This is a genomic window from Streptomyces geranii (assembly GCF_002954775.1).
GTDB lineage: Bacteria > Actinomycetota > Actinomycetes > Streptomycetales > Streptomycetaceae > Streptomyces > Streptomyces geranii.
In genome coordinates, this window is sequence record NZ_KZ672952.1 from 190,270 (window position 1) to 211,806 (window position 21,537).

Consider the following 21,537-nt stretch of genomic DNA (forward strand, 5'->3'; position numbering starts at 1 on the left):
ACACCCACGGCCCGGCCCGCCCCGCCTCAGTCCCGTCAGGCGGGCACCCTCATAGGTGATCGCGTCGGGCCTCACGCGGACCGCCTCCCAGCCCGGGTGCCGTGTGCGGACCGCGCAGAGCCGTGCGTACGGCGCCTCGCCCTTCAGGCCGTTCATTTCCTCACTCCGGTTGAACTGACGGAGTCCATGGGGCGTGCCAACGAGCAGGAATGCGGGAGAGGGTGCGCCTTGAGGCGGCCGGGACGACGAGTTCCCCCTGAGTGCCCGCGATATGGCTGGAGGTGGAAGGTGGCACTACTCCTTTCGATACCGGTCGTGAGCCTATCTGTCATCTCTGGTGGTACAAGCGCATAGTTCGCCTTGTTCGCTGTTCAGGACGGTAGTTAGCGTGAGTGCCGGAAAGCCAGGCGGAATTCCCTCCCGGAGTTCTCCCGGAGATCACCTTCTCCGTTACCTGCCGCATGTCACACATCGGCATAGCCCTGGATTTTCCGCAGGTGTTCCACGACGCGAAAACGAAAGGTCTATGCCATGCAGCATGTAGGCAACCACCGGCGTTATGACGCGTTCACTCCGATCGTTCTCCGCGACCGTACCTGGCCGGACAGGGCCATCAGCGCGGCTCCGCGCTGGCTCTCCACGGATCTGCGAGACGGAAACCAGGCCCTCGCCAATCCCATGAGCCCGGCCCGGAAGCTGGCGATGTTCGACCTGTTGGTCGACATGGGCTACAAGGAGATCGAGGTCGGCTTTCCGGTGGCGAGCCAGGACGACCACGACTTCGTACGGGCACTGATCGAGCAGGACCGAATCCCCGACGACGTACGGATATCGGTGCTGGTACAGGCCCGTGAAGAGCTGATCAGCCGCACGGTGGAGAGTCTGCGGGGAGCGCGCAAGGCCACGGTCCACGTCTACAACGCGACGGCCCCGCTGTTCCGGGACGTGGTGTTCGGGATGAGCCGCGGGGAGGTCAGGGACCTGGCCGTCCAGGGCACCTCGTGGATGATGAAGTACGCCGAGAGGACACTCGCCGACTGCGACCTGGGATACGAGTACTCCCCCGAGCTCTTCAACGAGACCGAACCCGAGTTCGCGGTCGAGGTCTGCGAGGCGGTCATGGACGTCTGGCAGCCCGAGGAGGGTCGGGAGATCGTCCTCAACTTCCCCTCCACCGTGGAGCGTTCGCTGCCGCACGTATTCGCCGACCAGATCGAGTGGCTGGACCGCAATCTGTCCCGCCGGGAACACCGCTGCCTGTCCGTCCACCCGCACAACGACCGGGGCACCGGGGTGGCCGCGACAGAGATGGCCCTGCTGGCCGGCGCCCAGCGGGTGGAGGGCTGCCTGTTCGGCAGCGGAGAGCGGGCCGGCAACGTCTGCCTGGTCACCTTGGGGATGAACATGTTCACGCACGGAGTCGACCCGCGCATCGACTTCTCCGACATCGACCGCGTTCGGCGCACCGTCGAGTACTGCAACGAGATGCCCGTCCCGCCACGGCACCCGTACGGCGGCGAACTGGTGTACACCGCCTTCTCCGGCTCTCACCAGGACGCCATCAAGAAGGGTTTCGACGCGCTGGAGCGCAAGGCCGCCGTCGCGGGTTCCCCCGTCGACGACCTCCCCTGGGAGATGCCCTATCTGCCCCTCGACCCCAAGGACGTGGGCCGCAGCTACGAGGCCGTGGTCCGCATCAACAGCCAGTCGGGGAAGGGCGGAATCGCCTACGTCATGAGCGCCTGGCACGGTATGAACCTTCCCCAGGAGCTGCGGGTCGAGTTCTCGCGGACGATCCAGTCGGTCAGTGACCGTACCGGCAGGGAGATCACTCCCGACCGTCTCAAGGAGCTCTTCGAGCAGGAGTACCTGACGGCCACCGATCAGACACAGCCCCTCCGCCTGCGCCGTGAGCCACTGGTCACCACACTCTTCATCGACGGGGCCGGAGGCCGGACGGCCTCCGCGGATCCGGGGACGTACACCGACACCTACGGAGATCTCACGGCGACGCTGGCGCCGTGGGGTATCGAGGTGAGCGCGGTGCACCGTACCGGCACGACCGATACCGGGACGGTGTCCGGGGACAGGGTCACGGTGTACGCACGGTGCGGCGTCGACGGCCGTGTCTTCTGGGGCTGCGGCATCAGCAGTGACCCGCACGCTGCCGCCTTCTCCGCAGTCAGGGTCGCGGCCACCCGGGCGGGACAGATTCAGGCACCCAGCACCCCTGCCTCCTCGGGTCTCCTGGCCGAACGGCTGTAGTGACGCCGCACCACCGCTCCCGGGCACGTCCCGGGAGGAAGGACGAACGAACATGTCGCTGGTCGAACGCGATGAGTTGCTGGATCTCCTGTCCGGGCTGCTGGCCGACGCGATGCGGGGCCGGGGCCGGACCGCCCTGGTCGGCGGCGCGGTGGCCGTCGGCAAGAGCGCGCTCCTGGATGCCTTCGCCGACGAAGCGCTGAAGGCCGGCGCCCTGACGCTGGTCGCGGCGGGGTCGGAGTCGGAGTCGGACATACACCTGGGCGTCATGGAACAGCTGCTGCAGGACGCACCCCTGACAGCCGAGGAGCGGCTGAAGACCGACGGGCTGTTCTCGGCCGAAGCGGACAGCCACCCCGTGGCCCACGAGTCCCCGGTGGACCCCCGCGCCGCTCAATCCCTGTGCGCGGCACTGCTCGCTCTGTCCGTGAGGCAGCCACTCGCCATCGTCGTCGACGACGCGCACCACGCCGACCAGGCGTCCCTGGCATGTCTGTCCTACCTCGTACGACGCATACGCACCGCCCGGATCGTGGTGTGCGTCGGCCACTCGGAACAGGCGCCGTACCGGCACACCGGATTCCGGCTGGAGTTGCTGCGCCGGCCCGGCAACCACAACATCCAGGTGCCCCTGCTCACGGGCGAAGGTGTCGCAGCCGTCGCGGCGTCCCGGCTGGGCGGCGAAGCCGCCGACCGGATCGCCGCCGACTGCCATGCCGCCAGCGGAGGCAACCCGTTGCTCCTCGATGCCCTGCTCGCCGACCACCGGACCGCCACGTACACCGTCGCCGCCTCGGGCACAGCGCCCAGGGCAAATGCGGCCGACCTCGTGGTGGCCGACGGATACGGACATGCCGTGGTCTCCTGCCTGCGCCGGAGCGGCCCTCGGACACTGGCAGTGGCTCACGGCCTCGCCGTACTCGGTTCGCCCGATGCGATCGACCGGCTGCTGGGTGTCGATGCCGAGAGCGTCGCGCAGACCTTGGACGAGCTGACCACGGCAGGGCTGCTCACCACCGGGAACTTCCGTCATCCCGTGGCCAGGTCCGCCGTGCTCAGGGAAATGGATTCCCGTCGGCGGGCGGAACTGCACCAGGAGGCCGCGGCGCTGACCTATGGGGACGGTGCGCCCGCCGCAGTCGTGGCCGAGCACCTGGTCGCCGCACCTCTCACCGCGGCGCCCTGGGTCCTTCCGGTGCTGGAGCAGGCCGCGGAAGTGGCCCTGTCCGAGGGCCTGGTCGAGCGCGCCGTGGAATACCTCAAGCTGGCCTGCGGTACCTGCTCCGACGAACGGCGGCTCGCCAGGCTCAGAACCGCACTGGTCAGGGCGGAATGGCGGGTGAATCCCGGCACGCCCGCTCCGCACCTAGCCGACCTCGTCGACTCGCAGCGCCTGGGTCATCTGCGGGGCGACGACGCTCTCGTACTGGCCAGGGCACTGCTGTGGCACGGACGGTTCGAGGACGCGCGGGACGTCCTCGTCAGACTCGGCCAGACCGGTGAGACGCGGGATCCCGAAACCGCGAGCGAGCTGCGGACCACCCGCCCGTGGTTGCACTGCTCGTACGCGCCGTTCCTGGAGTACATGCCGGAGACCGCCCCGGAACAGCACGGTCGGGATCTTCCGTCGTTCGCGGCCGACCACCGGCTGGAGGCCGCCGTCACCCTGGACTCGGTGCTCAGCACGGCGCCGTCGGAACAGGTGCTGGCCCGGGCCGAGCGCGTACTGCGCAGAACGCGGCTGGACGAGGCGGGCATGGACACCGTGGAGTCCGCGCTGCTGGCACTGACCTACGGAGAGCGCCCCGGCCGTGCGGCCCCCTGGTGCGACGGACTCATAGAGGAAGCGGTCGCGCGCCAGTCCCCGGGCCGCCAGGCCAGACTGCTGAGCATTCGGGCCGAGATCAGCCTTCGTCAGGGGGACCTCGCCGGAGCGGAGCGGCAGGCGCGGCAGGCGCTGCGGATCATCCCCGTGAGCAGCTGGGGGGTGCCCGTGGGATCAGCGCTGGCCAGCCTTCTGCTGGCGCTGACAGCCATGGGCAGGTACGAGGAGGCGGCCGATCAGCTCGCCCGGCCCGCGCCGGACACCATGCTGCAGAGCCGGTACGGCCTGCACTACCTCCATGCCAGAGGCCGCTACCAGCTCGACACAGGGAACCTGGACGCCGCGCTCAGCGACTTCCGTACCTGCGGCGATCTCATGGTCCGGTGGGGCCTGGACGCACCCGGGTTCATCGCCTGGCGCAACGAGTCGGCGGAGGCCCTCGTACAGCACGGCAGTCCGGACGAGGCACGGCGGCTCCTTGAGGAGCAGCTCGCCCTCTGCGGGACCACCGCAGCACGCGCGCGGGGAGCGGCACAGCGGATACTCGCGGCAACAGCCCCCCTCCGGCAGCGTGCCCCTCTGCTCAGGCAGGCCGTGGACCTGCTTCAGCACACCGGTGACCGCTACGAGCTGGCACGGGCGCTGACGGACCTCACCCGGGTCCATTTCCGCCTGGGGGAACTACGCCTCGCCCGCCTGGTCGGCCGCCGCACGTGGGATCTCGTCCAGCAGTGCCAAGCGCGCCCCCTGGCCCTCACCCTGGAAACCTCCCTCGGCAAGGACACGCCCGTGGCGGAGGAGGAGCCGACGGTCGCCGGAGCCGAGTCGGCGCTCAGCCAGGCGGAGCGGCGGGTCGTCGAGCTGGCCACCCGCGGTTGCACCAACCGGGAGATAGCCAAACGGCTGTACGTCACCGTGAGCACCGTGGAGCAGCATCTGACCAACGTCTACCGCAAGTTCAGTGTCACCCGGGCCGAACTGTCCTCCGTACTCCCCGTCCTGACGGGTTGACCTCGCGGGCAGGGCAGCAGTCGGCCGACGTCTGTCTCGCAGCGTCAGAGAGTCGTCGGAAGTTCACGGCGGGCTGTGACGGACGACGCGGACCGGGCTGCGCGGGCCGCCGGGTGCGGTGTACTGACCGCCGGCGTCGACGCGGGCGACGCCGAGTTCGTCGAGCGCGTGTGCACCCACGATGGGCGCGCGACCGCACGGGCCGCGACTGGCCGTACATGCGCCGGGCCGAGAATGTCTTCCGCGCCCGCGAGGCGGACGTCCTGATCGCGACTTCCACCGACCTCGTCTCCGGCGGATCGGCAAACGCCTACGAGTACGGCGACGGCGACCCGGTCGACAACTACGGCCTCGACGGCAAGAGCTGGCGGCGTATGGCTCTGAGGCGAGGAGCCGTCAGCGGAGGCGTTGTTGGACCGGTTTTCCGCTTCTAGGCCGGGTCGAGGTCCGTGTACAGCAGATGGTGGTCCGAGTAGTCGGTGGGCTGTACCCGGCGCAGGAGCGGAGCGATGCCTCGCAGGAAGACGTAGTCGAACTTGCTGTTCCAGTCGGTGGTCGGCTCACACGTGCCGATGGACGAGGTTTGGCATCGGGTGTCTGTGTCCGGGGCCTGTGCCCACATCGGGGCGAGTTCGGGAGCGTCCGGCACCGCGTTGAAATCGCCGAGAACGATCGCGCGCTCCTGCCGGGCGACAGCCGCGGCGAGCACCTGGACCTGCTTCGCCCGCACCGCTTCCTGACGTCTTTGGGCGAGGTGCGTGTTGAAGACCCGGACAGGGCGGCCCCCGACCACGGTGGTCACCGCCACGTACCCGCGGTCCTCGGAGCCGCCGTCGGGGTATTCCACGGTGACGCGGTCCGTCATCGGTGCCGCGGACAGGATCGCCTGGCCGAAGGCTCCCGGACTCCACGGCACTCCCCCGCAGCGGCCCCAACTCTCAAGAACCGTCCCGTACTCGACGTGGTAGACCAGCCCGTGAAGGTTCTCCAGGTAGTCCCGGATCGCCTCGACGTCACGCACGCACGCTTCCTGCAGGCCGATGACCTGGGGCGCGTACTCCGCGATCTGCGCTGCCCGGTCGACGTTGCTCGTCTCGCAGGGGTTGCAGATGTTCCACGTCATGACCCGGTTCGGAACGACATCCCTCACGGCGTCGACAGACAGTGCCCTCCCGAACAGGGCGTCACCAGGCGCACTGGGGCCCACAACCACGAGGCAGGCCAGCGTCAAAGCGCCCGCGAGAAACTGCGTGCCCCTACCGAGCATCGTCGCCTCCTCACCTCGCTCCACACAGCATCTGACCTGTCCCTGCACGAGATTAGACGACAAGGTCGTGAGCAACCCGCCCTCGCGGCCCTCCACCCGTCCACACCAAAGAACACGAAGTGGAAGCTCGGCCCGTCCCCGCCGGGACGGTACCCGCCGCCGGATCCAGGTCGGAACCGAACGCCATGGCGGCACTTCTGAGTGGTTCGACCTGCACGAGGTGGAGTTCACCGACGCGGGACTGACCACTCCTGCGGTCGAAGAAATCCGCCGGCCGCGCACCACGCGGCGGCCCATCGGCGTGCATTCGTCCAGTGCGCAGCAGCAGACCCGGTCGACCGTACGGCCGACCGGCGAAGGGACCCACGGCATACCCCCGCACGGAGATCCGCCGCTGGCTGAACCAGGCGGAAGAGGTGACACACGGCGGGGCAACCGCCGACGAGAACGGCCTGATCAGGGCAGCAACAGACGCGCTGCTGAGGCTGGAACGAGCAGTCGGCCTGCATATGTCGACGCGTCAGGTCCGGGATCTGCTCGGCGAACGTCCGACACTCGCGGGTGCCGTTACCGCACACACGACGACGTGCCCGCAGATCGAGGATCACCTGACGACCAGCGACGGGACGGTCCGCCAGACACCGCCGGTAGTAGCAGTGCACACACGAGGATCTCCATCCACATCCCGGACAAGCCACCGACCCCACCATGGACCGCACAGTAGGCCGGACCTCAGTGCCCCCCGGAAGAAGAAGGTCGACGAGGCGAACCACATCCCCCCACGCCTGGGTGATGCCCATCTGCTCCTGATCCTCACGCACCCCCAAATCAGCGACAGAGCCCAGGAAGTGAAACCAGAGCCACGACTTCACTGACAGAGCCACCGATCCCTTCATGAACCGGTGGTCCCGAAACCGTTAGGCCCGATTCACCACCGCCTGTGGCCGAATGGCGTCACACTGTGCAGCAGCAGATTCTTGGACGACTCGCCATCTGGGGGACACATGGCCGAGGGCATACCGGCAAGAGGCGGCGGCGGGGATCGGCGAGCGGCCGGTGCACGGGACGTGAGGGTGGTCGTCGCGCCCGATCCGGAGCTGGATCCGGAGGCGGGCGAGCGGGTGGTCCGACGGCTGCGGACCGAAATCGCCGCTCTGGACGTCGAGTCGGCGCGCTTCGAGGCCGCCGTCCCGGCTCCGCCCGGCGCGAAGGGCACCGACGCGGTCACCCTCGGGGCCGTCGTCGTGGCGCTGAGCGCGTCCGGCGGGGTGTTCACGGCGCTCATCGACACGGTGCGCGACTGGCTGGGCAGGAACTCCGCAGGGCATCGGGTATCGGTGACCATCGACGGTGACACGATCGAACTGGACCGGGCGTCGGACGCCGAGCGCGAGGCCCTGATCGACGCGTACGTCCGCCGGCACACGGACGGTTGACGATGGGACGCCGTATCGCGCTGCTGATCGCCACGTACGAGTACCAGGACCCCGGGCTTCGGCAGTTGACCTCTCCGGCCCACGATGCGGAGGCGCTCGCCGAGGTGCTCCGGGACCCCGCCGTCGCCGGGTTCGAAGTGAAGACCCTCCTCAACCAACCGCATCACGTCGTCGGCGAGGCCATCGGTGACTTCTACCGCGACCGCCGCGGCGACGATCTCGCCCTGCTCTACTTCACGGGCCACGGCCTCAAGGACGAGGAGGGCCGGCTCTATCTGGCGATGTCCAACTCCCGGCGCGACAGCCTGCTGTTCACCGCGCTGTCCGCCGAACAGATCGACCGGGCGATCGAGGGCTGCGTCTCCCGGCAGAAGGTACTGATCCTCGACTGCTGCTACAGCGGCGCGTTCGGGGCCCGGGGCACCAAGGGAGACACCTCGGTCCAGGCTCTGGAGCGCTTCCAGGGCCGCGGCCGTACCGTGCTGACCGCCTCGGACGCGACGCAATACTCGTTCGAGGGCGACCAGGCGCACGGCCACGCGGCGCAGTCGGTGTTCACCCGCTACCTCGTCGAGGGCCTGCGCGACGGCAGCGCGGATCTCGACGGCGACGGGGACATCACCCTCGACGAGCTCTACAGCTACGTCCACGACCGGGTCGTCGAGGAGATGCCGCAGCAGCGGCCCAAGAGGCAGGACAACGTCGAGGGCCGCACGGTCATCGCCAGCAACATCAACTGGACGCTCCCCGGCTACCTGCGCAACGCCGTCGCCAGTCCGCTGGCCAACGACCGGCTCGGCGCCCTCGACGGACTCGCCCACCTGCACCGCATCGGCAACGAACGGGTGCGCGCGACCGTTGTGGAGGAGCTGCGCCGGCTCACCGAGGACGACAGCAGGCTGGTGTCGGGGGCGGCGGGTGAGCGGCTGCGGGGGCTTGTCGTACGGGCGGATGCGGACGCGAGGGAACAGGGGCCGGGGCCTGCGGCAGCGGAGCAAGCGCCGGTGCCGAGGCCGGCTCCGCCCGCGCCACCGGAGCCGACTCCGACTCCGACGCGGGCGGAACCTCCCCCGGCACCCGAGCCCCCGCCCGAGCCACATCCCCATCCCGCGCGGCAGCCACGGTCACGGGCAGGTGCCGCCCTCCCGTCGTCCACGCCGCCACCCACCCCGGCCCCGACGCAGGTCCCGAACCGATCGACCGCACCCACGCCCTCCTCAACGCCCGCGAGGTCACTCGTCCTCCCCCGCAGCCGCCGGGCCAGGCTCGTCATCGCGGGTGCAATCGCCCTGGCGGTGGCGGTCACTGTCGTCTCCGTGGTCCTCGCCAACACCGGAGGAAGCTCCGACTCGAACGACTCCGATCAGGCGGCTGAGGGCGGCTCGATCACGCCCGCCAAGACGCTCAGTGCAGCCGGTACGCAGATCGAGTTCAGCTCCGATGGCAAGACGCTGGCCACGGACGACGGTCATACCGTACGGCTGTGGAGCGGGGCCATGACGAAGCCCGCCGCCACGCTCAGCAAGCAAGAACTCAGGGGGTTCAGCCCGGACGGGAAAACCGTCGCAACCCAGGGCGGTAAATGGACGCCGAACGATGTCGAGGTTCGCCTGCGGAACCTGGCCACGGGCAAGACCGCCGGCGTCCACGCCAGCGGGGGCAACGTCGTCACGGCGTTCAGCCCCGACGGCAAGACCCTCGCCACGGCGAGCACGATCGTCGCCAGGGAGTCCGGCCGTGACGTGCCGGTACAGGTCTGGAACGTCTCCGACGGCAGACTCCGCGCCACCCTCACGGGCCACACCAACGGTGTCGAGAGCATGGCCTTCGCGCCCGACGGAACCCTGGTCACCGCGAGCACGGACAACACGGTGCGGCTGTGGAACGTGACCACGAAGAAGGCCACCAAGACCCTCGGCGGTGGCGACGACCTCGACGTCTACGACATGGCCCTGAGCCCCGACGGCAAGGTGATCGCCACGTGGGCCGGTGACAAGCAGCCGGTCCGCCTGTGGAACACGGCCACCGGCCGGCTGATCACCACTCGCAGCGCCCTCAAGCCCGGGGGCGTGTTCAGCCCCGACAGCAGGTTCTTCGCCTACGCGGACGCCACCGGCGTACAGCTTTGGGACGTCACCGCGGGAAAGGTGGCCAGGATCCTCAACGGTGTGGGTCCCCTCCGGTTCGGCCCGGACAGCAAGACGCTAGCCGCGGGCACATGGCACACCCCCTCGATGGTGGTGCTGTGGGACGTGAGCACAGGTAAGGAATCAGCCGTCCTGCCGGTGCCGGGCGTGACCGACGCCTTGACGGACCTCGCGTTCAGCGAAGACGGCGGAATCCTCGCCACGGCCGACGCGAAGGACACGGTACGGCTGTGGAACATCTCCTCCAGCTCATGACCCCGCAAGCCCGATCTCGGCCCACTGGCTACGACCGGGTCCTCCCAGAGCGTGTCCTCGGCGAACAGGCCGGCTGGCCAGCGCCTCCGGGTCGCTGTTCGCATACCCGTTGATGTACGCCTCAAGGACACTCTCCATCCTCTCCTCGGACACGGCCATGGCACTGCTCCTGCTCTTCACACAAAGGGTGGAACACGCGCCCCGCACATTGCGGTGCAACGCATTCCTCCATCCCAACAGCGCGGCCCCCTCGCAACCAGGGGCGAAACGCTCGACCACCTTTGCGATCGACTCACCCCACCGGCTGCGGGCACGCCGTCAGCGCGCAGCGCTCGGCGACCGGCCCCGCAGCCACTTGAACGCGGTCACCAAGGAGGACTCGTCCCTCCCCGATGAGGACCACCATGTCCTCCACGTCCGACGAGCACGCAAGAGTCGTCGTCAGCGGCGACCGGAGCCGACAGGGCCGCCGTCCCTGGTGCACAAGCTCGTCGGCCACGCGGGGCGAGGTTCATGTCCTGCGAGTCACCGAGGACGGTGGCCCGCGATCCACTCCGCCAGGGAGAGCAGGGTGGTCTCCGCGCTGTCGGCCATGTGATCCCGCAGGGCATGGAGGTCCTCGGGTGTATCGCCCAGAACCGGGTCGGTGCGCAGCAGCCGCCAGCTCTGCTGGACGATGCTGCCGGTGCCCTGCTCGGAGAGGTGCCAGGCCCAGCGAACGATGCCGTGCTCGGCTCCGCCGACGACGAAGGCGAACGCGTAATCCGGATCGGCCTGAACCACTTCGGAGTGGGTTATCCATTCGCGCCCGTCACGACGGTTGCGGCCGCTGAAGCGTGCGCCGACCCATGGGCCGTCTCCCGGCTCGTAGCTCACGGCGTAGGCGCTCAGGCTCCACGTCTCGATCAATGACACGTCGCTGATGAGGGGGTATACCGAGGCCGTCGGCAGGTCGACCCAGCACCGCCTGGTGAAGGTGAAAGGTGTCAGGTCGAGGCCGGCCGGCGAAGTACGCGGACCTGGGGCGGCGCTCTGGGGCTGGGTGTTCATGGGCTCTCCCGAAGATGGAGTCGACATAGGGGGATACGGCTCATCGTGGAGGCCGGTACGGAGAGCAGCCAGACCCTGCGGATCCGCACCCCGGCAGGGTGAGGCACGGTCCGGCGGTGCTGCGCATACTCGATGTCGTGAACAAGTACGCGCAGCTCGCCGACTTCCTCCAGGCACGCCGGGGCCTTCTGCACCCCGAGGATGTCGGGTTGCAGACCTACGGCGAGCGGCGCCGGGTGCCGGGGTTGCGGCGGGAGGAGCTGGCGATGCTCGCCGGTATCAGCGCGCCCTATTACGCCCGGCTTGAGCAGGGCCAGTCGCGCAACGCCTCGCGCGAGGTGCTCGACGCGATCGCTACTGCCCTGCGTCTGGACGAGTCCGAGCGGGCCCATCTGCACGAACTCGCCCGTGCGCCGAAGCGGGGCAGAGCAGTTCCTCGTCCTCGTCCCGAGCGGATCACCCCGGCCACCAGCGCGTTGCTGTCAGCTCTCGAAGGCACACCCGCCATCGTCATGGGCCGCAGCAGTGACGTCCTGGCCTGGAACACGCAGGGGCACGCGCTGTTCGCCGGCCATGTCGACCAGGACAGCCCCGCTGAACCGGGCCGTCGGCCGAACATGGCGAAGCTGGTGTTCCTGGACGCGCGCACCCGGGATCTCTATACCGATTGGCCGGCCAAGGCCAGGGCCGTGGTCGGCAATCTGCGGCTGACGGCCGGGCGGTATCCGCAGGACCCGCTGCTGGCCGGACTCATCGGCGAACTAGCCATACGCAGTCCGGAGTTCGCGGCCATGTGGGCCGATCACCGGATTGTGGCCTGCGACGTCGCCGACTACGAGATGCACCATCCCACGGTCGGGATCCTGACCGTCACCCAGCAGACACTGCAGAGTCCGCAAGGAGACGGGCCTGCCGTGGTGATCACCACGGCCGCTCCGGGATCCCCCTCCGCGACAGCCCTCAGTCTCCTCAGCCACTCGGGACGGCCGAGCGAGACAGCCCACCCTCGCGAGAGCGTCGGGTCCCGCGCTTCCTGACCTCCGCAACCTCAAAAGCCGTCTCACCAAACTCTTTTCACGGTCGAGGACACCCGAAGCGTTCGTAGACGACCCCGCGTCTCGACCCCATCTGCGGGGCTTCGTACACCTCCGGCCCACCACCTGGCTGCGGCATGCCCGCATGCCTGAAAACGAAGAAGGTACCCATGCACAAGCGAAACAGCCTCCTGGCAACAGTTGTGGCGGTGGCCGCAGCGGCCCATGCATCGGCGGGCATCCCGGCCGCCGCCACCCCGGCGGCCCCGAACCCCCTGCACCACGTTCGGATCACCAACCACTTCGACCTGGCCGCCGGCCAGATGCCCGAGAACATCGCGCTGCTGCCCGACGGCAAGGTCAACGTGACCTTCGCAGGCAGCCGCCAGATCGCCCAGATCACCCCCGGGGGCAACACCCGCATCCTGGCGACCCTGCCCGCGCCCGACGACGGCGGTGTCAAGACCCCCGCCCTCGGATTCCCCCTCACCACCGGCATCGTCCAGGCTCCGGACGGCAGCACGTACGCGCTGTACGCGACCGGCACCGCCGATCTGACGGGCCTGTGGCGGCTGGCCCCCGGAAAGGCCCCGAAGCGTATCGCCGCGCTCCCCGCCAACGGGCTGCCCAACGGTCTGGCGCTCGACCCGCACGGCAAGCAGCTCTACATCACCGACTCGGCACTCGGCACCGTGTGGACCGTCCCCCTCTCCGGGGGTCGGCCCACCGCATGGTCCACCGCACCCCAGCTCGCTGCAGCCGGCTTCCTCGGAGCCAACGGCGCGAAGGTGCACGACGGCGCGCTCTGGGTGAGCAACCTCGACCAGGGCACCCTCCTGCGCATCCCGATCCGTCACGGAAACCGGGCGGGCATTCCGCAGGTGAGAGCAACCGGACTGGCCGGTGTCGACGACTTCGCCTTCACCGGTCGCGGCGACGAGGTGCTCGCCACCCTCGACGCCCCCAACAAGGTCGTACTCATCCAGCCCGACGGGACCAGCAGCACCGTTCTGGACACCGACGACGGACTGCAGAACCCCACCTCCGTCGCACTGCGCGGCAAGGAGGTGTACGTCCTCAGCGCCGCCTACATCACGGCGAAGGACCCCAACCTTCTGCTCGCCCGTCTGCAGGGCCACCGCTGACGAGCTCACGCACTGGTCATCAGCAACCGGCGGATCACTGGCCTGGCGGCCGATGTGATCGCTGAACTCATCGCCGCGGAAAACCCGTTGTGGCGCGAGCGCCACCAGGCCAGGTTTACCCCCTGCTGACGGTGGCCTTCGTAAGCGGTTCTGATCAACATTTCGGGATCGCCCGGAGTGACGGTTCGCGGGGTGAGCAGGATGCGACGTCGGAGCAGGTCGGAGTCGGCCCGTCCGTTGCTTTGTCGCTTGAGGAACATGACTCGGTTTACGTGTCCTTCGACGGTGCCGGTGCGGTACGGCAGGGTGGGGCCGACGGTCACGGCGTCGAGGTCTTTGGTGAGGTTACGGGTGAAATCGCGCAGGGGCGGCAGGTCGCTGCCTTCGGCGGCCTTGACCCAGCGGGCAGGTGGTGGCCGTCGAAGTTCTTCATCATCGTGGCGAACGATGCGATGTGCCGTCGCGGGTCGGTGAGTTCGGCGCGGCGGGCCGTGATGTGCCCCAGGCGGAGCTGCTGGATCTCGCCGAAGTGCCGTCCGTTGTCGGTACAGCCTTCCCGCCTGCGCATGTTGAGGCCCTTGCTCTACCCAGCCCACCGCACAGATCCCTCGACCGGGCAGCGCATAATGCGGTGAGGCGGTGCGGCCGTGGCCCGTCCCGTGCGCAGGATCGCCAGGATGCCGTTGTCGCCGTCGGAGGCGAGTCCGGCCGGCGGGCGGCCGAACTCGCCCCGCAGGGGCTGGGCCGCGTATCCGGCCTCGGTCAGGGTCAGCCAGATGTGCATCAGCGCGGCTCCCGCTTCCAAACGGTCGGCGACGGTCCGGCGTGGACCGCGCAGGACGAGCACGGCTCCGGAGTTGCGCAGCCTCCGCGCCTGTCCTTTCGCCGCCGCCGAGCGCAGCGGGCGGGCCAACGCGGCCTGTACCGTCTCGCCGTGAAGGGCCCGGGCCAGGGACCCGGGCAGGCCGGAGCCGTCGAGCAGGTCGCTCTGGTCTCCGAAGGAACTCCGGCCCTTCGCCGTCCGCGCGCGTTCGCGCAGCCAGGCCCGGAGTTCGGCGTCCCGGGCCGGATCGGCGGACATGGCCGCGTCGAACTCCGTCCGGGCCAGCCGGGCGAGGGCGGTGGGGCCGGTGACCGTGTCCAGGGTGAGGTTCCGCTCCGCGCACAGTAGTTCGATCCGCTTCGCGGTGGACTGGTCGAGAGGGGTGCGCAGCAGGTCCTCGCGATGGGTGGCGCGCAGGCCGAGTACTCCCTGCCGGAGGAGGACGTCGTCACGGAGGCGGTCGCAGTGGAACCGGCCGACGGGGCCGAGTGCCTCGGTCTGGCCGGGCGGCCGGGGCTCCCACTCGCCGTGCGCCAGGTAGGTCATGGCGCCCAGCGCACAGCCGAGGCTGTCCGCCCAGCCCAGCGGGTCCCGGTCGGCGGCGGGCCAGCGCGCCGGGTCGGGTGCCGGCAGGACCGTACGGTCGTCGAGGAGTTCGAACCGCCATGGCTGTGCGTTGTAGGCGGACGGGGCGAGCCGGGCGCCGTCGAGCAGGGTGGCGAGCCGTTCGGGCAGTGGGCGCGGTGGTTGTGGCGCGGTCTCCTTCGGGCGCGGGCCACGGCGGGTGGCGGCGCGCAGGGCCCGGCGGGTCTTGAGGAGTTCCACCGGCATCCGCGCGCGGTGCAGCAGGGCGGCCGGGCGGGTCATGACCGCGGCGTGCACGTCCATGGTGACGACGTGCCGCGTCCTGCGGTTCATCAGCAGGTCCACGACCGCTCTGGTGGTCAGTGTGGCGAGGCCGAGAACGCAGTAGCCGATCTGCGGCCAGGTGCCCCCGTTGGCGAACCGGTCGGCCTGGACGGGCAGGAAGTCGCTGGGGACATGGGTGCTGCCGGTCCACCGCATCGATTCCCAGAGGCGGTTCTCACGGTGCGCCTCGGCGCTCGCCCTGCCGTAGAAGGGCACCGGATTGCGCCGGTAGTCGAAGACGTACAGGGTCGGCTTCCCGCCGAAGTCCATGCCCGCCAGGACGGGAATGCCGCGCCGGGCCGCCCTTTCGTGCAGCTGGTACTTGACCCAGGCCGACATCGTCGGGTCGATTCCGTCGAAGACGATGTGGGCGCCGTCGAGCGCCTCGTCGAGGTTGTCCAGGGTCAGGCCCTGGGGGTAGACCGTCACGTCGGCCGACGGGTTGAGGGCGCGTACGCGGTCGGCTATCGCCTCGGGCTTGGAGCGGCCCACGTCGGCCTGGGTGCAGGCCTGCCGGTTGAGGTTCGAGACGTCGAAGCGGTCGGGGTCGGCGAGGCGGAAGCGCAGCACGCCGAGCCGGGTCAGTGGCTCGACCACTCCGCCACCGCCACCGCACCCCGCGACGAGCACGGTCGCGGCGCGTAAGGCCGCCTGCTCCCGTGGGCCGATGATGTCGGCGTTGCGGCTCACGGCCTCGGCCCCGGCCGCCGCCACGTCGACGTCCGCCCGGTGGGTGTCAGCGTCCATGGCCGGCTCCCTTCGCCTGGTGTCCGTCGCGGGTTCCCGCCGCGACGGCGGTGGGTCGGGGCCTCGTACGGCGGTGGTGGGAGGTGGATCGGAGGTGTGTCCGGTTCATGGGCGTTCCTGTTCCGGGCTGCCGGCGCCGTCGGCGGGCGTCGGTGCGGGAGGGCGGGTCTCGGTGAGGTCGCCGGACCGGTGGGGAGCGGGGATCCGGGTGCGGTCCGCCGCCGGAGCCGCTGCCGCGTAGGCGGACGTGCCGGCCTGGAACCGTGCCATGTACTGGGGCTTGACCCTGGGCGGCCAGCAGTGCGGGACGAGGATGTCCAGCGCGTAGGCCCGGGCGACGAGCGCGGAGCGGTTGGGTGCCTTGAGCTTCTTCAGCATCGCGCTGATGTGGTACTCGACACCGTGGCTGCTGAGACCGAGCCGTGAGGCCAACTGCTGGGTGGACAGTCCGGCGGCCACCCCCTCCAGCACCCGGCCGGGCACCTCGGCGAGCGCCGCGGGGGCCGCGGCCAGCACCACCGGGGGGTTGTGGACGGTGTCCGGGACGATGAGCGCGATCGCGGCGCACTCGGTGCAGTAGACGTGCAGGACGCTGTTCAGCGCGATGCCCGTGACCAGGCAGTCCCGCTCCCTCCGGTTCCCGTCCACGAGCGTCATGGGGACACTGAAGTCACCGTGCTGCCCCGCGACGAGCCGGGAGAAGTGCTCCTGCAGCCTCGCCCCCGCCGCCGGCGGGAAGAACTGCGACAGGGACATTCCCCGCACCTCGGCGGGAGTGAGCCGGAGCTGCTCGCAGAACGCGATGTTGGCCTCCCTGACCCGGAGTTCGCTGTCGAGGTGGACGATGCCCAGGATCGCGGCGACGGCCGGAGGGACGCCGGGTGCCGACAGGTCTCCGGGTTTCCCCGGGGCGGGCGCTGGGTCGGGGTCCAGCATCGTGACCTTGGGCGAAGTGGACAAGGCAGTACCTCTTTCGGGGAACGTGACCGGAGGGAACCGGGGTGGGCTGCGGCTCGGCAGGACCCGGTGGCCTCCCGGTACAGCGGCGTTCTCGTCTCTTCCGTCATCTGGGGAAACGGAGCCGTGTGAGGGAAACGGTGGTGCACCGGGGCTATCGGCCCGCCCGAACGTCGTTCCGCGATCCCCGTGAACGCGCTTCGGACGGAGGCGGGGGAAAGCCGTCCGGTCGGTGTGGGGACGCAGTCATGCGAGGTCTCCTGGTCGTGCTGGGGGCCGTCGTGCGGATCACGGTGTCGTGTCCGTGGGCCGCCGGCGGTCCGGACGTCCGGCACCAGGGCTGCGGGGCCCCGGTGACAATCGCTTTCGGACAGGGCAGAGGCAACCGTGCCGACGCTGGTGTGTGGCTGGGGGGTGACGCTGGTCCAGTTTGCCTTGCTGGAGCGGTAGTTGGTCAAGAGTGTCACTGAGCACAGGAAGACGTACTGCTCGGTATACCTCTGCGGCGCGTCGGCCCTTGGCGCACGACGGCATTCCATAAACCTAACCGGCGGTAAATTCGAATTTGTTACGAACCTGAAAGTCGCTCGCCCCATCAGGGGCCAATGGACCGATTTAGGTTATTTTGCCAACGGAGACTAAGGATTTCCGTAGTCGCCGCCCACTACTTGAAGCTTGTAGAGTCGCATCGCTCCCGCCGGAGAGGTCCGCTTTACGACCACTCGTGCGGGCGTCGGTCAAGCCGTTCCCCGGCCCGCTCCGTTCAGCAATCCTGGAGACCGCCCGTGAGCATTGACAAAACCCTCAGGAAAATCTTGGTCGACGACCTTTTCGTGAGCGTTCCACAAGCCGAGATCGGCCTCGACGACGGCCTTCGGGATATCCTCGGTCTCGACTCGCTGGGATTCACCGAACTCCGCACCCAGTGTGAGTACGCCTTCGACATAACGATCTCGGACGAGGACTTCGTACCGGAGAACTTCTCCACGGTGCGGGACCTGGCCAGACTGGTGACACGTCTCAGCGAGCCGGTCCCGGACGAGGTCGGCAGCCGATGACCGAGGTGAGCGACGTCAAGGAGCGCCAGCCGAGGACCATGGGGTTCACGGAACTCAAGGGCTGGCTGCGGCACCGTCACCCGATGGTGTACCTCGACCGAATACTGGATTACGAGCCCGGTGAATACGTCAAGAGCCTCATGGCCGTCTCAGGTCAGACGGACGCCATCTCAGGCCATTTCCCCGAACGTGCCATCTTCCCGGCCAGCCATATGATGCAGGCGATCGCCCAGTCGGCAATTATCCTGGTCCAGCTGTCCACCTCGCCGCTGGCCGAAGACGAAATCACCCTGATCGGGTCGGTCAAAGCACGGTTCACCCATGTCGTCGTTCCCGGCGACCAAATCATCTTCAACACGACCTGCGAGAAACTTCGCGGAAATGTCCTCAACTTCGCCTGCCGGGCGGAGGTTTCGGGCAAACCCGTCGCCATGAGCAGAGGCAGCCTGGTACGCACCAAGGTAGCCGACCTGGGTACGCAACTGTGGTGAACCCCGATTCCCGGATCTGGGTCACGGGAATGGCCTGGACCACAGCGCTGGGGTCGGCGCTGGACCCCGTATGGGAATTACTTCTCGACGGCGCCTCGGGCATCGGCGACGTCGTCTCCCCGATGCCGCTGCGCAGCACCCGCGCGGCCGTCGTGCCAGGTGTTCCGCAGGACGCGCCCGCGTCGCACCGCCAGCACGAACTGACCCGCACCACGCTTTCCGAGGCCCTGGCGGACGCGGGGATCGAGCCGGACGACCCGGCTCTTGTGCCGGTCCTCGGGACCAGTTACGGCGCTCATCTCGACCTGGCGGAAACCGCTTCCCTCTCCCAGTGGTCGGCGGCGGCCGTGCGCGGCGCCGGACTGACGGCCGAACCCGTGACGGTCACCACCGCCTGCTCCGCCGGATCCGACGCGATCCTGACCGGTCTCGCCCTTCTCCGGGAAGGCGCCGCGGAGTTGTGCGTGTGCGGTGGGGCGGACGTCCTCACCCTCGGCAAGCGGCTGGGGCACTCACGCCTGGGCACCATGTCCCCCGTCGCGCTGCGCGCCTTCGACACGCGGCACGACGGCACGGTTCTCGGGGAGGGCGCGGCCTTCCTGGTCCTGGAACCCGAGGAGCGGGCACGGGCCCGGGGCGCCCGCCCGCACGGCATCCTCGCCGGCGCGGCGTCGTCGAACGACGCGGCCAGCGCCGTCGCCCCCGACCCGTCCGGCGCGAACGTCGTCCTCGCCGTCGAACGCGCCCTGCGTACGGCCCGGATCACCCCGGCGGACGTCTCCGTCGTCAACGCGCACGGCTCCGGAACACCGGTGAACGACACCGTGGAAGCCCGCGCCTACACCCACCTGTTCGCCGAATCGCCCACCCCACCGGTCGTGTTCGCGACCAAGGGCGCCTTCGGGCACACCCTCGGCGCGACCGGCGCCATCGAGGCCGTCGCCGTGCTCCAGGCCCTCGCCACGTCGACGGCGCCCCCCGTCCACGGCCTCCGGGAGCCGATCCCCCAGCTGGGGCTGCCGGTCGCGGCCCGGCAGCCCATGAAGGTCGACCAGGGATACGGCATCAGCGTGACGCTGGGCTTCGGCGGCTTCAACACCTGCCTGGTCCTCCAGGGGCCGGGGAGCACGACGCCATGAACGCATCCGTTGCCCCGCACACGTACGGCATGAAAGCCGTCGGCGAAGGTGTCGCCGTCGCCCCCGACCTGTCCGCCGCGCCGAGGCGGAGGGCTTCCCTGTACGCGGACCCCCTCTCCTGGCTCGTGCTCGACGCCGTGGAACAGGCGCTCGGCGCCTCGGACTTCACACCCGAGGACGCGTCGGCGAAGGAGGCCGTGGGACACATCGCCATCAGCGATCAGTGCACCCTGCACACCATGCGGCAGCTGGCCGAGGCGATTCCGGCGGGCCGTATCTCGCCGCTGCGCTTCTCCGGGGCGAACCCGGGCTCGATCTGCACCCTCCCCTCCCAGTTCCTCGGATTCAGCGGACCCACCATGACCCTGTCGATGCCCCCGGAGAAGGGTCTTCCACCGGCGCTGGCCGTGGCCCGCGCCTGGCTGCGCCAGGGCTGCGCGACCCACGTGATCGTGACGGCCCACCGGGCCGACGCGTCCGGTCACCGCGTCACCAGCACGGTCCTCACCGCTGACCCGACGGCGGGACCGAAGTGAGGACCGTCGGCGCCCTTGAGGCGAGCGCCGTCCAGCACTTCCTCCACCACCTCGTCGAGGCCGACCGGCCCGGGGCACGGCTCCCGGCGCTCCACTCCGTGGCGGAGGAACTGAGCGCACTCGGCGTCCGGCCCGGGCGGACCGTCATGGTGGCGATGCCGAACGGCGGGGCGTTCACGGCCGTGGTGCTGGCCCTGTTGAGCCATGGCGCGGTTCCGGCGCTGCTGCCACCGTCGGCTCCGCCGTCCAGGATCGAGCGGATGGCCAGGGCTCTTGGCGCGGACGCCCTCGTGGCGCCGCGTATCTCCGCCGAGCTGCTGGGCGGCGAAGTCCCGCACCCCGTCGGCGAGTTGGCGCAGTTCGCGACGCTGCCCGGCGTGACCGGCCAACCCCGCCGCCCCGGCGAGATCATCCTCCTCACCTCCGGCACCTCCGGGGTGTTCAGCGGCTGTCTGCACCACGTCGACTCCCTGCTGCGCAACGCGGCCCGGCACGCGGGGTCCATCGGCCAGACCGCCGACGACACCGTCCTGATCAACCTCCCCATGCACTACTCGTACGCCTTCGTCGCCCAACTGCTCGGCACCCTCGTCTCGAGCGGCAGGGCGGTGATCGCGGGCCCGCCGTTCACCCCGGCGAGCTACCGGCGGACCGTCGAGGAGTACGGGGTCACGGTGTCCTCGCTGACGCCGGCGCTGGTCGAGACCTGGCGCCGGACGGGCCGCCCGCTGCCCGCACCCCTGCGTCGGCTCACCGTCGGGGGTGACGCCTTCGGGGCCTCTTCCGTGGCGGACCTGCTGGCCCGCAACCCCGGTCTGGAGCTGTATCTCACCTACGGGCTCACCGAGGCGGGCCCCCGCGTCTCCACGCTGGCCGCCCACCTGGAGCCGCCCCGGCGTCATGCCTCGGTGGGGCTCCCTCTTCCCGGTGTCGAGGTCCGCCTGCGCACGGACGGCCCGGGTGACCGGGTCGGTGAGCTGATCGTCGGGACCGACACGGCGATGCTGCGCAGGGTCGGGCGGCGGGAGCCGGACGCGGAGCCCGGCCGAGGCGGCACCACGGCCGGCCCAACAGGCCTCGTGAGGACCGCGATCAGTACCGGCGACCTCTTCGAGATGGACGACGACGGTTACCTCTTCTTCCGCGGCCGACGGCCGAGCTATGTCATCAGCCGGGGCGAGAAGGTCTCGCTGCGGTCGATCTGCGAGATAGCGGAGACGCTGCCCGACGTACAGGGAGCACAGGCGTGGACGCACGAGAACGACGCGGGTGAGGTCGTCTTCACCCTCGACGTCTACTGCGCGGACGACTCCGTCGACGACCGGGAGATCCGGCGGCGGCTCGCGAAGGTCCTGCTCCGCAGCGAACAGCCGGCCCGTGTGCTGGTCCACCCGGCCGCCCAACTGAGCTGGCGCAAGTCCGTTGCCAAGTAGCGAAGGCTG

Annotated in this window: 17 protein-coding genes; 12 read left to right on the forward strand and 5 right to left on the reverse strand. The window is 69.6% G+C overall.

All coding sequences use genetic code 11. From position 1 onward, the window contains the following. Window positions 1–531: 531 nt before the first annotated feature. The 3 genes from CW359_RS00790 to CW359_RS00800 all read left to right on the forward strand — a co-directional run bounded on the left by CW359_RS00790 (window position 532) and on the right by CW359_RS00800 (window position 5,535). On the forward strand, window positions 532–2,265 hold the full coding sequence (locus CW359_RS00790; protein WP_105967706.1) for a 2-isopropylmalate synthase: 1,734 nt from the start codon (window positions 532–534) through the stop codon (window positions 2,263–2,265). A gap of 52 nt (window positions 2,266–2,317) precedes the next feature. Next, the gene (locus CW359_RS00795) at window positions 2,318–5,101 is read left to right on the forward strand and encodes a helix-turn-helix transcriptional regulator (RefSeq protein WP_105967707.1); all 2,784 of its coding nucleotides are present in this window, start codon (window positions 2,318–2,320) and stop codon (window positions 5,099–5,101) included. A gap of 170 nt (window positions 5,102–5,271) precedes the next feature. Then, window positions 5,272–5,535, forward strand: a complete 264-nt coding sequence (locus CW359_RS00800) for a hypothetical protein (protein WP_105967708.1) — start codon at window positions 5,272–5,274, stop codon at window positions 5,533–5,535. On the opposite strand, the gene CW359_RS00805 is transcribed toward CW359_RS00800, so the two are convergent. Then, complete coding sequence (locus tag CW359_RS00805; protein WP_105967709.1) at window positions 5,532–6,368, reverse strand: endonuclease/exonuclease/phosphatase family protein; 837 nt, start codon at window positions 6,366–6,368, stop codon at window positions 5,532–5,534. The two genes, CW359_RS00800 and CW359_RS00805, sit on opposite strands and share 4 nt — an antisense overlap. 1,067 nt (window positions 6,369–7,435) lie before the next feature. Between CW359_RS00805 and CW359_RS00810 the strand changes: the two genes are divergently transcribed. Further along, window positions 7,436–7,804 carry an effector-associated constant component EACC1 gene (locus CW359_RS00810; RefSeq protein WP_232838143.1) on the forward strand — a complete coding sequence of 123 codons (369 nt, stop codon included), beginning with the start codon at window positions 7,436–7,438 and terminating at the stop codon, window positions 7,802–7,804. Between the two features lie 2 nt (window positions 7,805–7,806). After that, the gene (locus CW359_RS00815; RefSeq protein WP_105967711.1) at window positions 7,807–10,206 is read left to right on the forward strand and encodes a caspase, EACC1-associated type; all 2,400 of its coding nucleotides are present in this window, start codon (window positions 7,807–7,809) and stop codon (window positions 10,204–10,206) included. Between the two features lie 525 nt (window positions 10,207–10,731). Here the strand turns inward: CW359_RS00815 and CW359_RS00825 are convergent. Further along, a complete protein-coding gene (locus tag CW359_RS00825; RefSeq protein WP_105967713.1) occupies window positions 10,732–11,256 on the reverse strand; it encodes an SRPBCC family protein in 525 nt (174 codons plus the stop codon). A 137-nt stretch (window positions 11,257–11,393) separates the two neighbouring features. On the opposite strand from CW359_RS00825, the gene CW359_RS00830 reads away from it, so the two are divergent. Continuing rightward, entirely contained in the window at window positions 11,394–12,293 is a 900-nt protein-coding gene (locus CW359_RS00830) for a helix-turn-helix domain-containing protein (RefSeq protein WP_105968180.1), read from the forward strand. A gap of 167 nt (window positions 12,294–12,460) precedes the next feature. Next, window positions 12,461–13,435 (forward strand): SMP-30/gluconolactonase/LRE family protein, encoded by a 975-nt coding sequence (locus CW359_RS00835; protein WP_198655024.1) that lies wholly within the window; start codon window positions 12,461–12,463, stop codon window positions 13,433–13,435. Window positions 13,436–13,440: 5 nt separating this feature from the next. Here the strand turns inward: CW359_RS00835 and CW359_RS45075 are convergent, their stop codons facing one another. The 3 genes from CW359_RS45075 to CW359_RS46190 all read right to left on the reverse strand — a co-directional run bounded on the left by CW359_RS45075 (window position 13,441) and on the right by CW359_RS46190 (window position 16,874). Further along, entirely contained in the window at window positions 13,441–13,758 is a 318-nt protein-coding gene (locus CW359_RS45075; RefSeq protein WP_157968447.1) for a hypothetical protein, read from the reverse strand. Between the two features lie 260 nt (window positions 13,759–14,018). After that, the gene (locus tag CW359_RS00850) at window positions 14,019–15,914 is read right to left on the reverse strand and encodes a ThiF family adenylyltransferase (protein ID WP_105967716.1); all 1,896 of its coding nucleotides are present in this window, start codon (window positions 15,912–15,914) and stop codon (window positions 14,019–14,021) included. A gap of 105 nt (window positions 15,915–16,019) precedes the next feature. Then, the gene (locus tag CW359_RS46190; protein WP_232838144.1) at window positions 16,020–16,874 is read right to left on the reverse strand and encodes a helix-turn-helix transcriptional regulator; all 855 of its coding nucleotides are present in this window, start codon (window positions 16,872–16,874) and stop codon (window positions 16,020–16,022) included. A 782-nt stretch (window positions 16,875–17,656) separates the two neighbouring features. Here CW359_RS46190 and CW359_RS46195 point away from each other — a divergent pair. The 5 genes from CW359_RS46195 to CW359_RS00880 are packed head-to-tail and all read left to right on the forward strand — an operon-like array spanning window position 17,657 to window position 21,528. Beyond that, window positions 17,657–17,929 carry an acyl carrier protein gene (locus CW359_RS46195; RefSeq protein ID WP_232838145.1) on the forward strand — a complete coding sequence of 91 codons (273 nt, stop codon included), beginning with the start codon at window positions 17,657–17,659 and terminating at the stop codon, window positions 17,927–17,929. Further along, window positions 17,926–18,420 (forward strand): 3-hydroxyacyl-ACP dehydratase FabZ family protein, encoded by a 495-nt coding sequence (locus CW359_RS00865; RefSeq protein ID WP_105967718.1) that lies wholly within the window; start codon window positions 17,926–17,928, stop codon window positions 18,418–18,420. Before CW359_RS46195 ends, CW359_RS00865 begins: the two co-directional genes overlap by 4 nt. Next, on the forward strand, window positions 18,417–19,559 hold the full coding sequence (locus tag CW359_RS00870; protein WP_105968182.1) for a beta-ketoacyl synthase N-terminal-like domain-containing protein: 1,143 nt from the start codon (window positions 18,417–18,419) through the stop codon (window positions 19,557–19,559). Before CW359_RS00865 ends, CW359_RS00870 begins: the two co-directional genes overlap by 4 nt. Beyond that, window positions 19,556–20,095, forward strand: a complete 540-nt coding sequence (locus tag CW359_RS00875; protein WP_105967719.1) for a beta-ketoacyl synthase N-terminal-like domain-containing protein — start codon at window positions 19,556–19,558, stop codon at window positions 20,093–20,095. The genes CW359_RS00870 and CW359_RS00875 overlap by 4 nt, the downstream gene beginning before the upstream one ends. After that, complete coding sequence (locus CW359_RS00880; RefSeq protein ID WP_105967720.1) at window positions 20,092–21,528, forward strand: class I adenylate-forming enzyme family protein; 1,437 nt, start codon at window positions 20,092–20,094, stop codon at window positions 21,526–21,528. Before CW359_RS00875 ends, CW359_RS00880 begins: the two co-directional genes overlap by 4 nt. Window positions 21,529–21,537: the final 9 nt, after the last annotated feature.

What these genes read in the sequence shown, in the direction of transcription:
- CW359_RS00795 (WP_105967707.1), top strand. Translation starts at nt 2,318, where the DNA reads ATGTCGCTGGTCGAACGCGATGAGTTGCTGGATCTCCTGTCCGGGCTG.
- CW359_RS00805 (WP_105967709.1), bottom strand. Translation starts at nt 6,368, where the DNA reads ATGCTCGGTAGGGGCACGCAGTTTCTCGCGGGCGCTTTGACGCTGGCC.
- CW359_RS00815 (WP_105967711.1), top strand. Translation starts at nt 7,807, where the DNA reads ATGGGACGCCGTATCGCGCTGCTGATCGCCACGTACGAGTACCAGGAC.
- CW359_RS00875 (WP_105967719.1), top strand. Translation starts at nt 19,556, where the DNA reads ATGAACGCATCCGTTGCCCCGCACACGTACGGCATGAAAGCCGTCGGC.
- CW359_RS00835 (WP_198655024.1), top strand. Translation starts at nt 12,461, where the DNA reads ATGCACAAGCGAAACAGCCTCCTGGCAACAGTTGTGGCGGTGGCCGCA.
- CW359_RS00790 (WP_105967706.1), top strand. Translation starts at nt 532, where the DNA reads ATGCAGCATGTAGGCAACCACCGGCGTTATGACGCGTTCACTCCGATC.
- CW359_RS00825 (WP_105967713.1), bottom strand. Translation starts at nt 11,256, where the DNA reads ATGAACACCCAGCCCCAGAGCGCCGCCCCAGGTCCGCGTACTTCGCCG.
- CW359_RS00865 (WP_105967718.1), top strand. Translation starts at nt 17,926, where the DNA reads ATGACCGAGGTGAGCGACGTCAAGGAGCGCCAGCCGAGGACCATGGGG.
- CW359_RS00850 (WP_105967716.1), bottom strand. Translation starts at nt 15,914, where the DNA reads ATGGACGCTGACACCCACCGGGCGGACGTCGACGTGGCGGCGGCCGGG.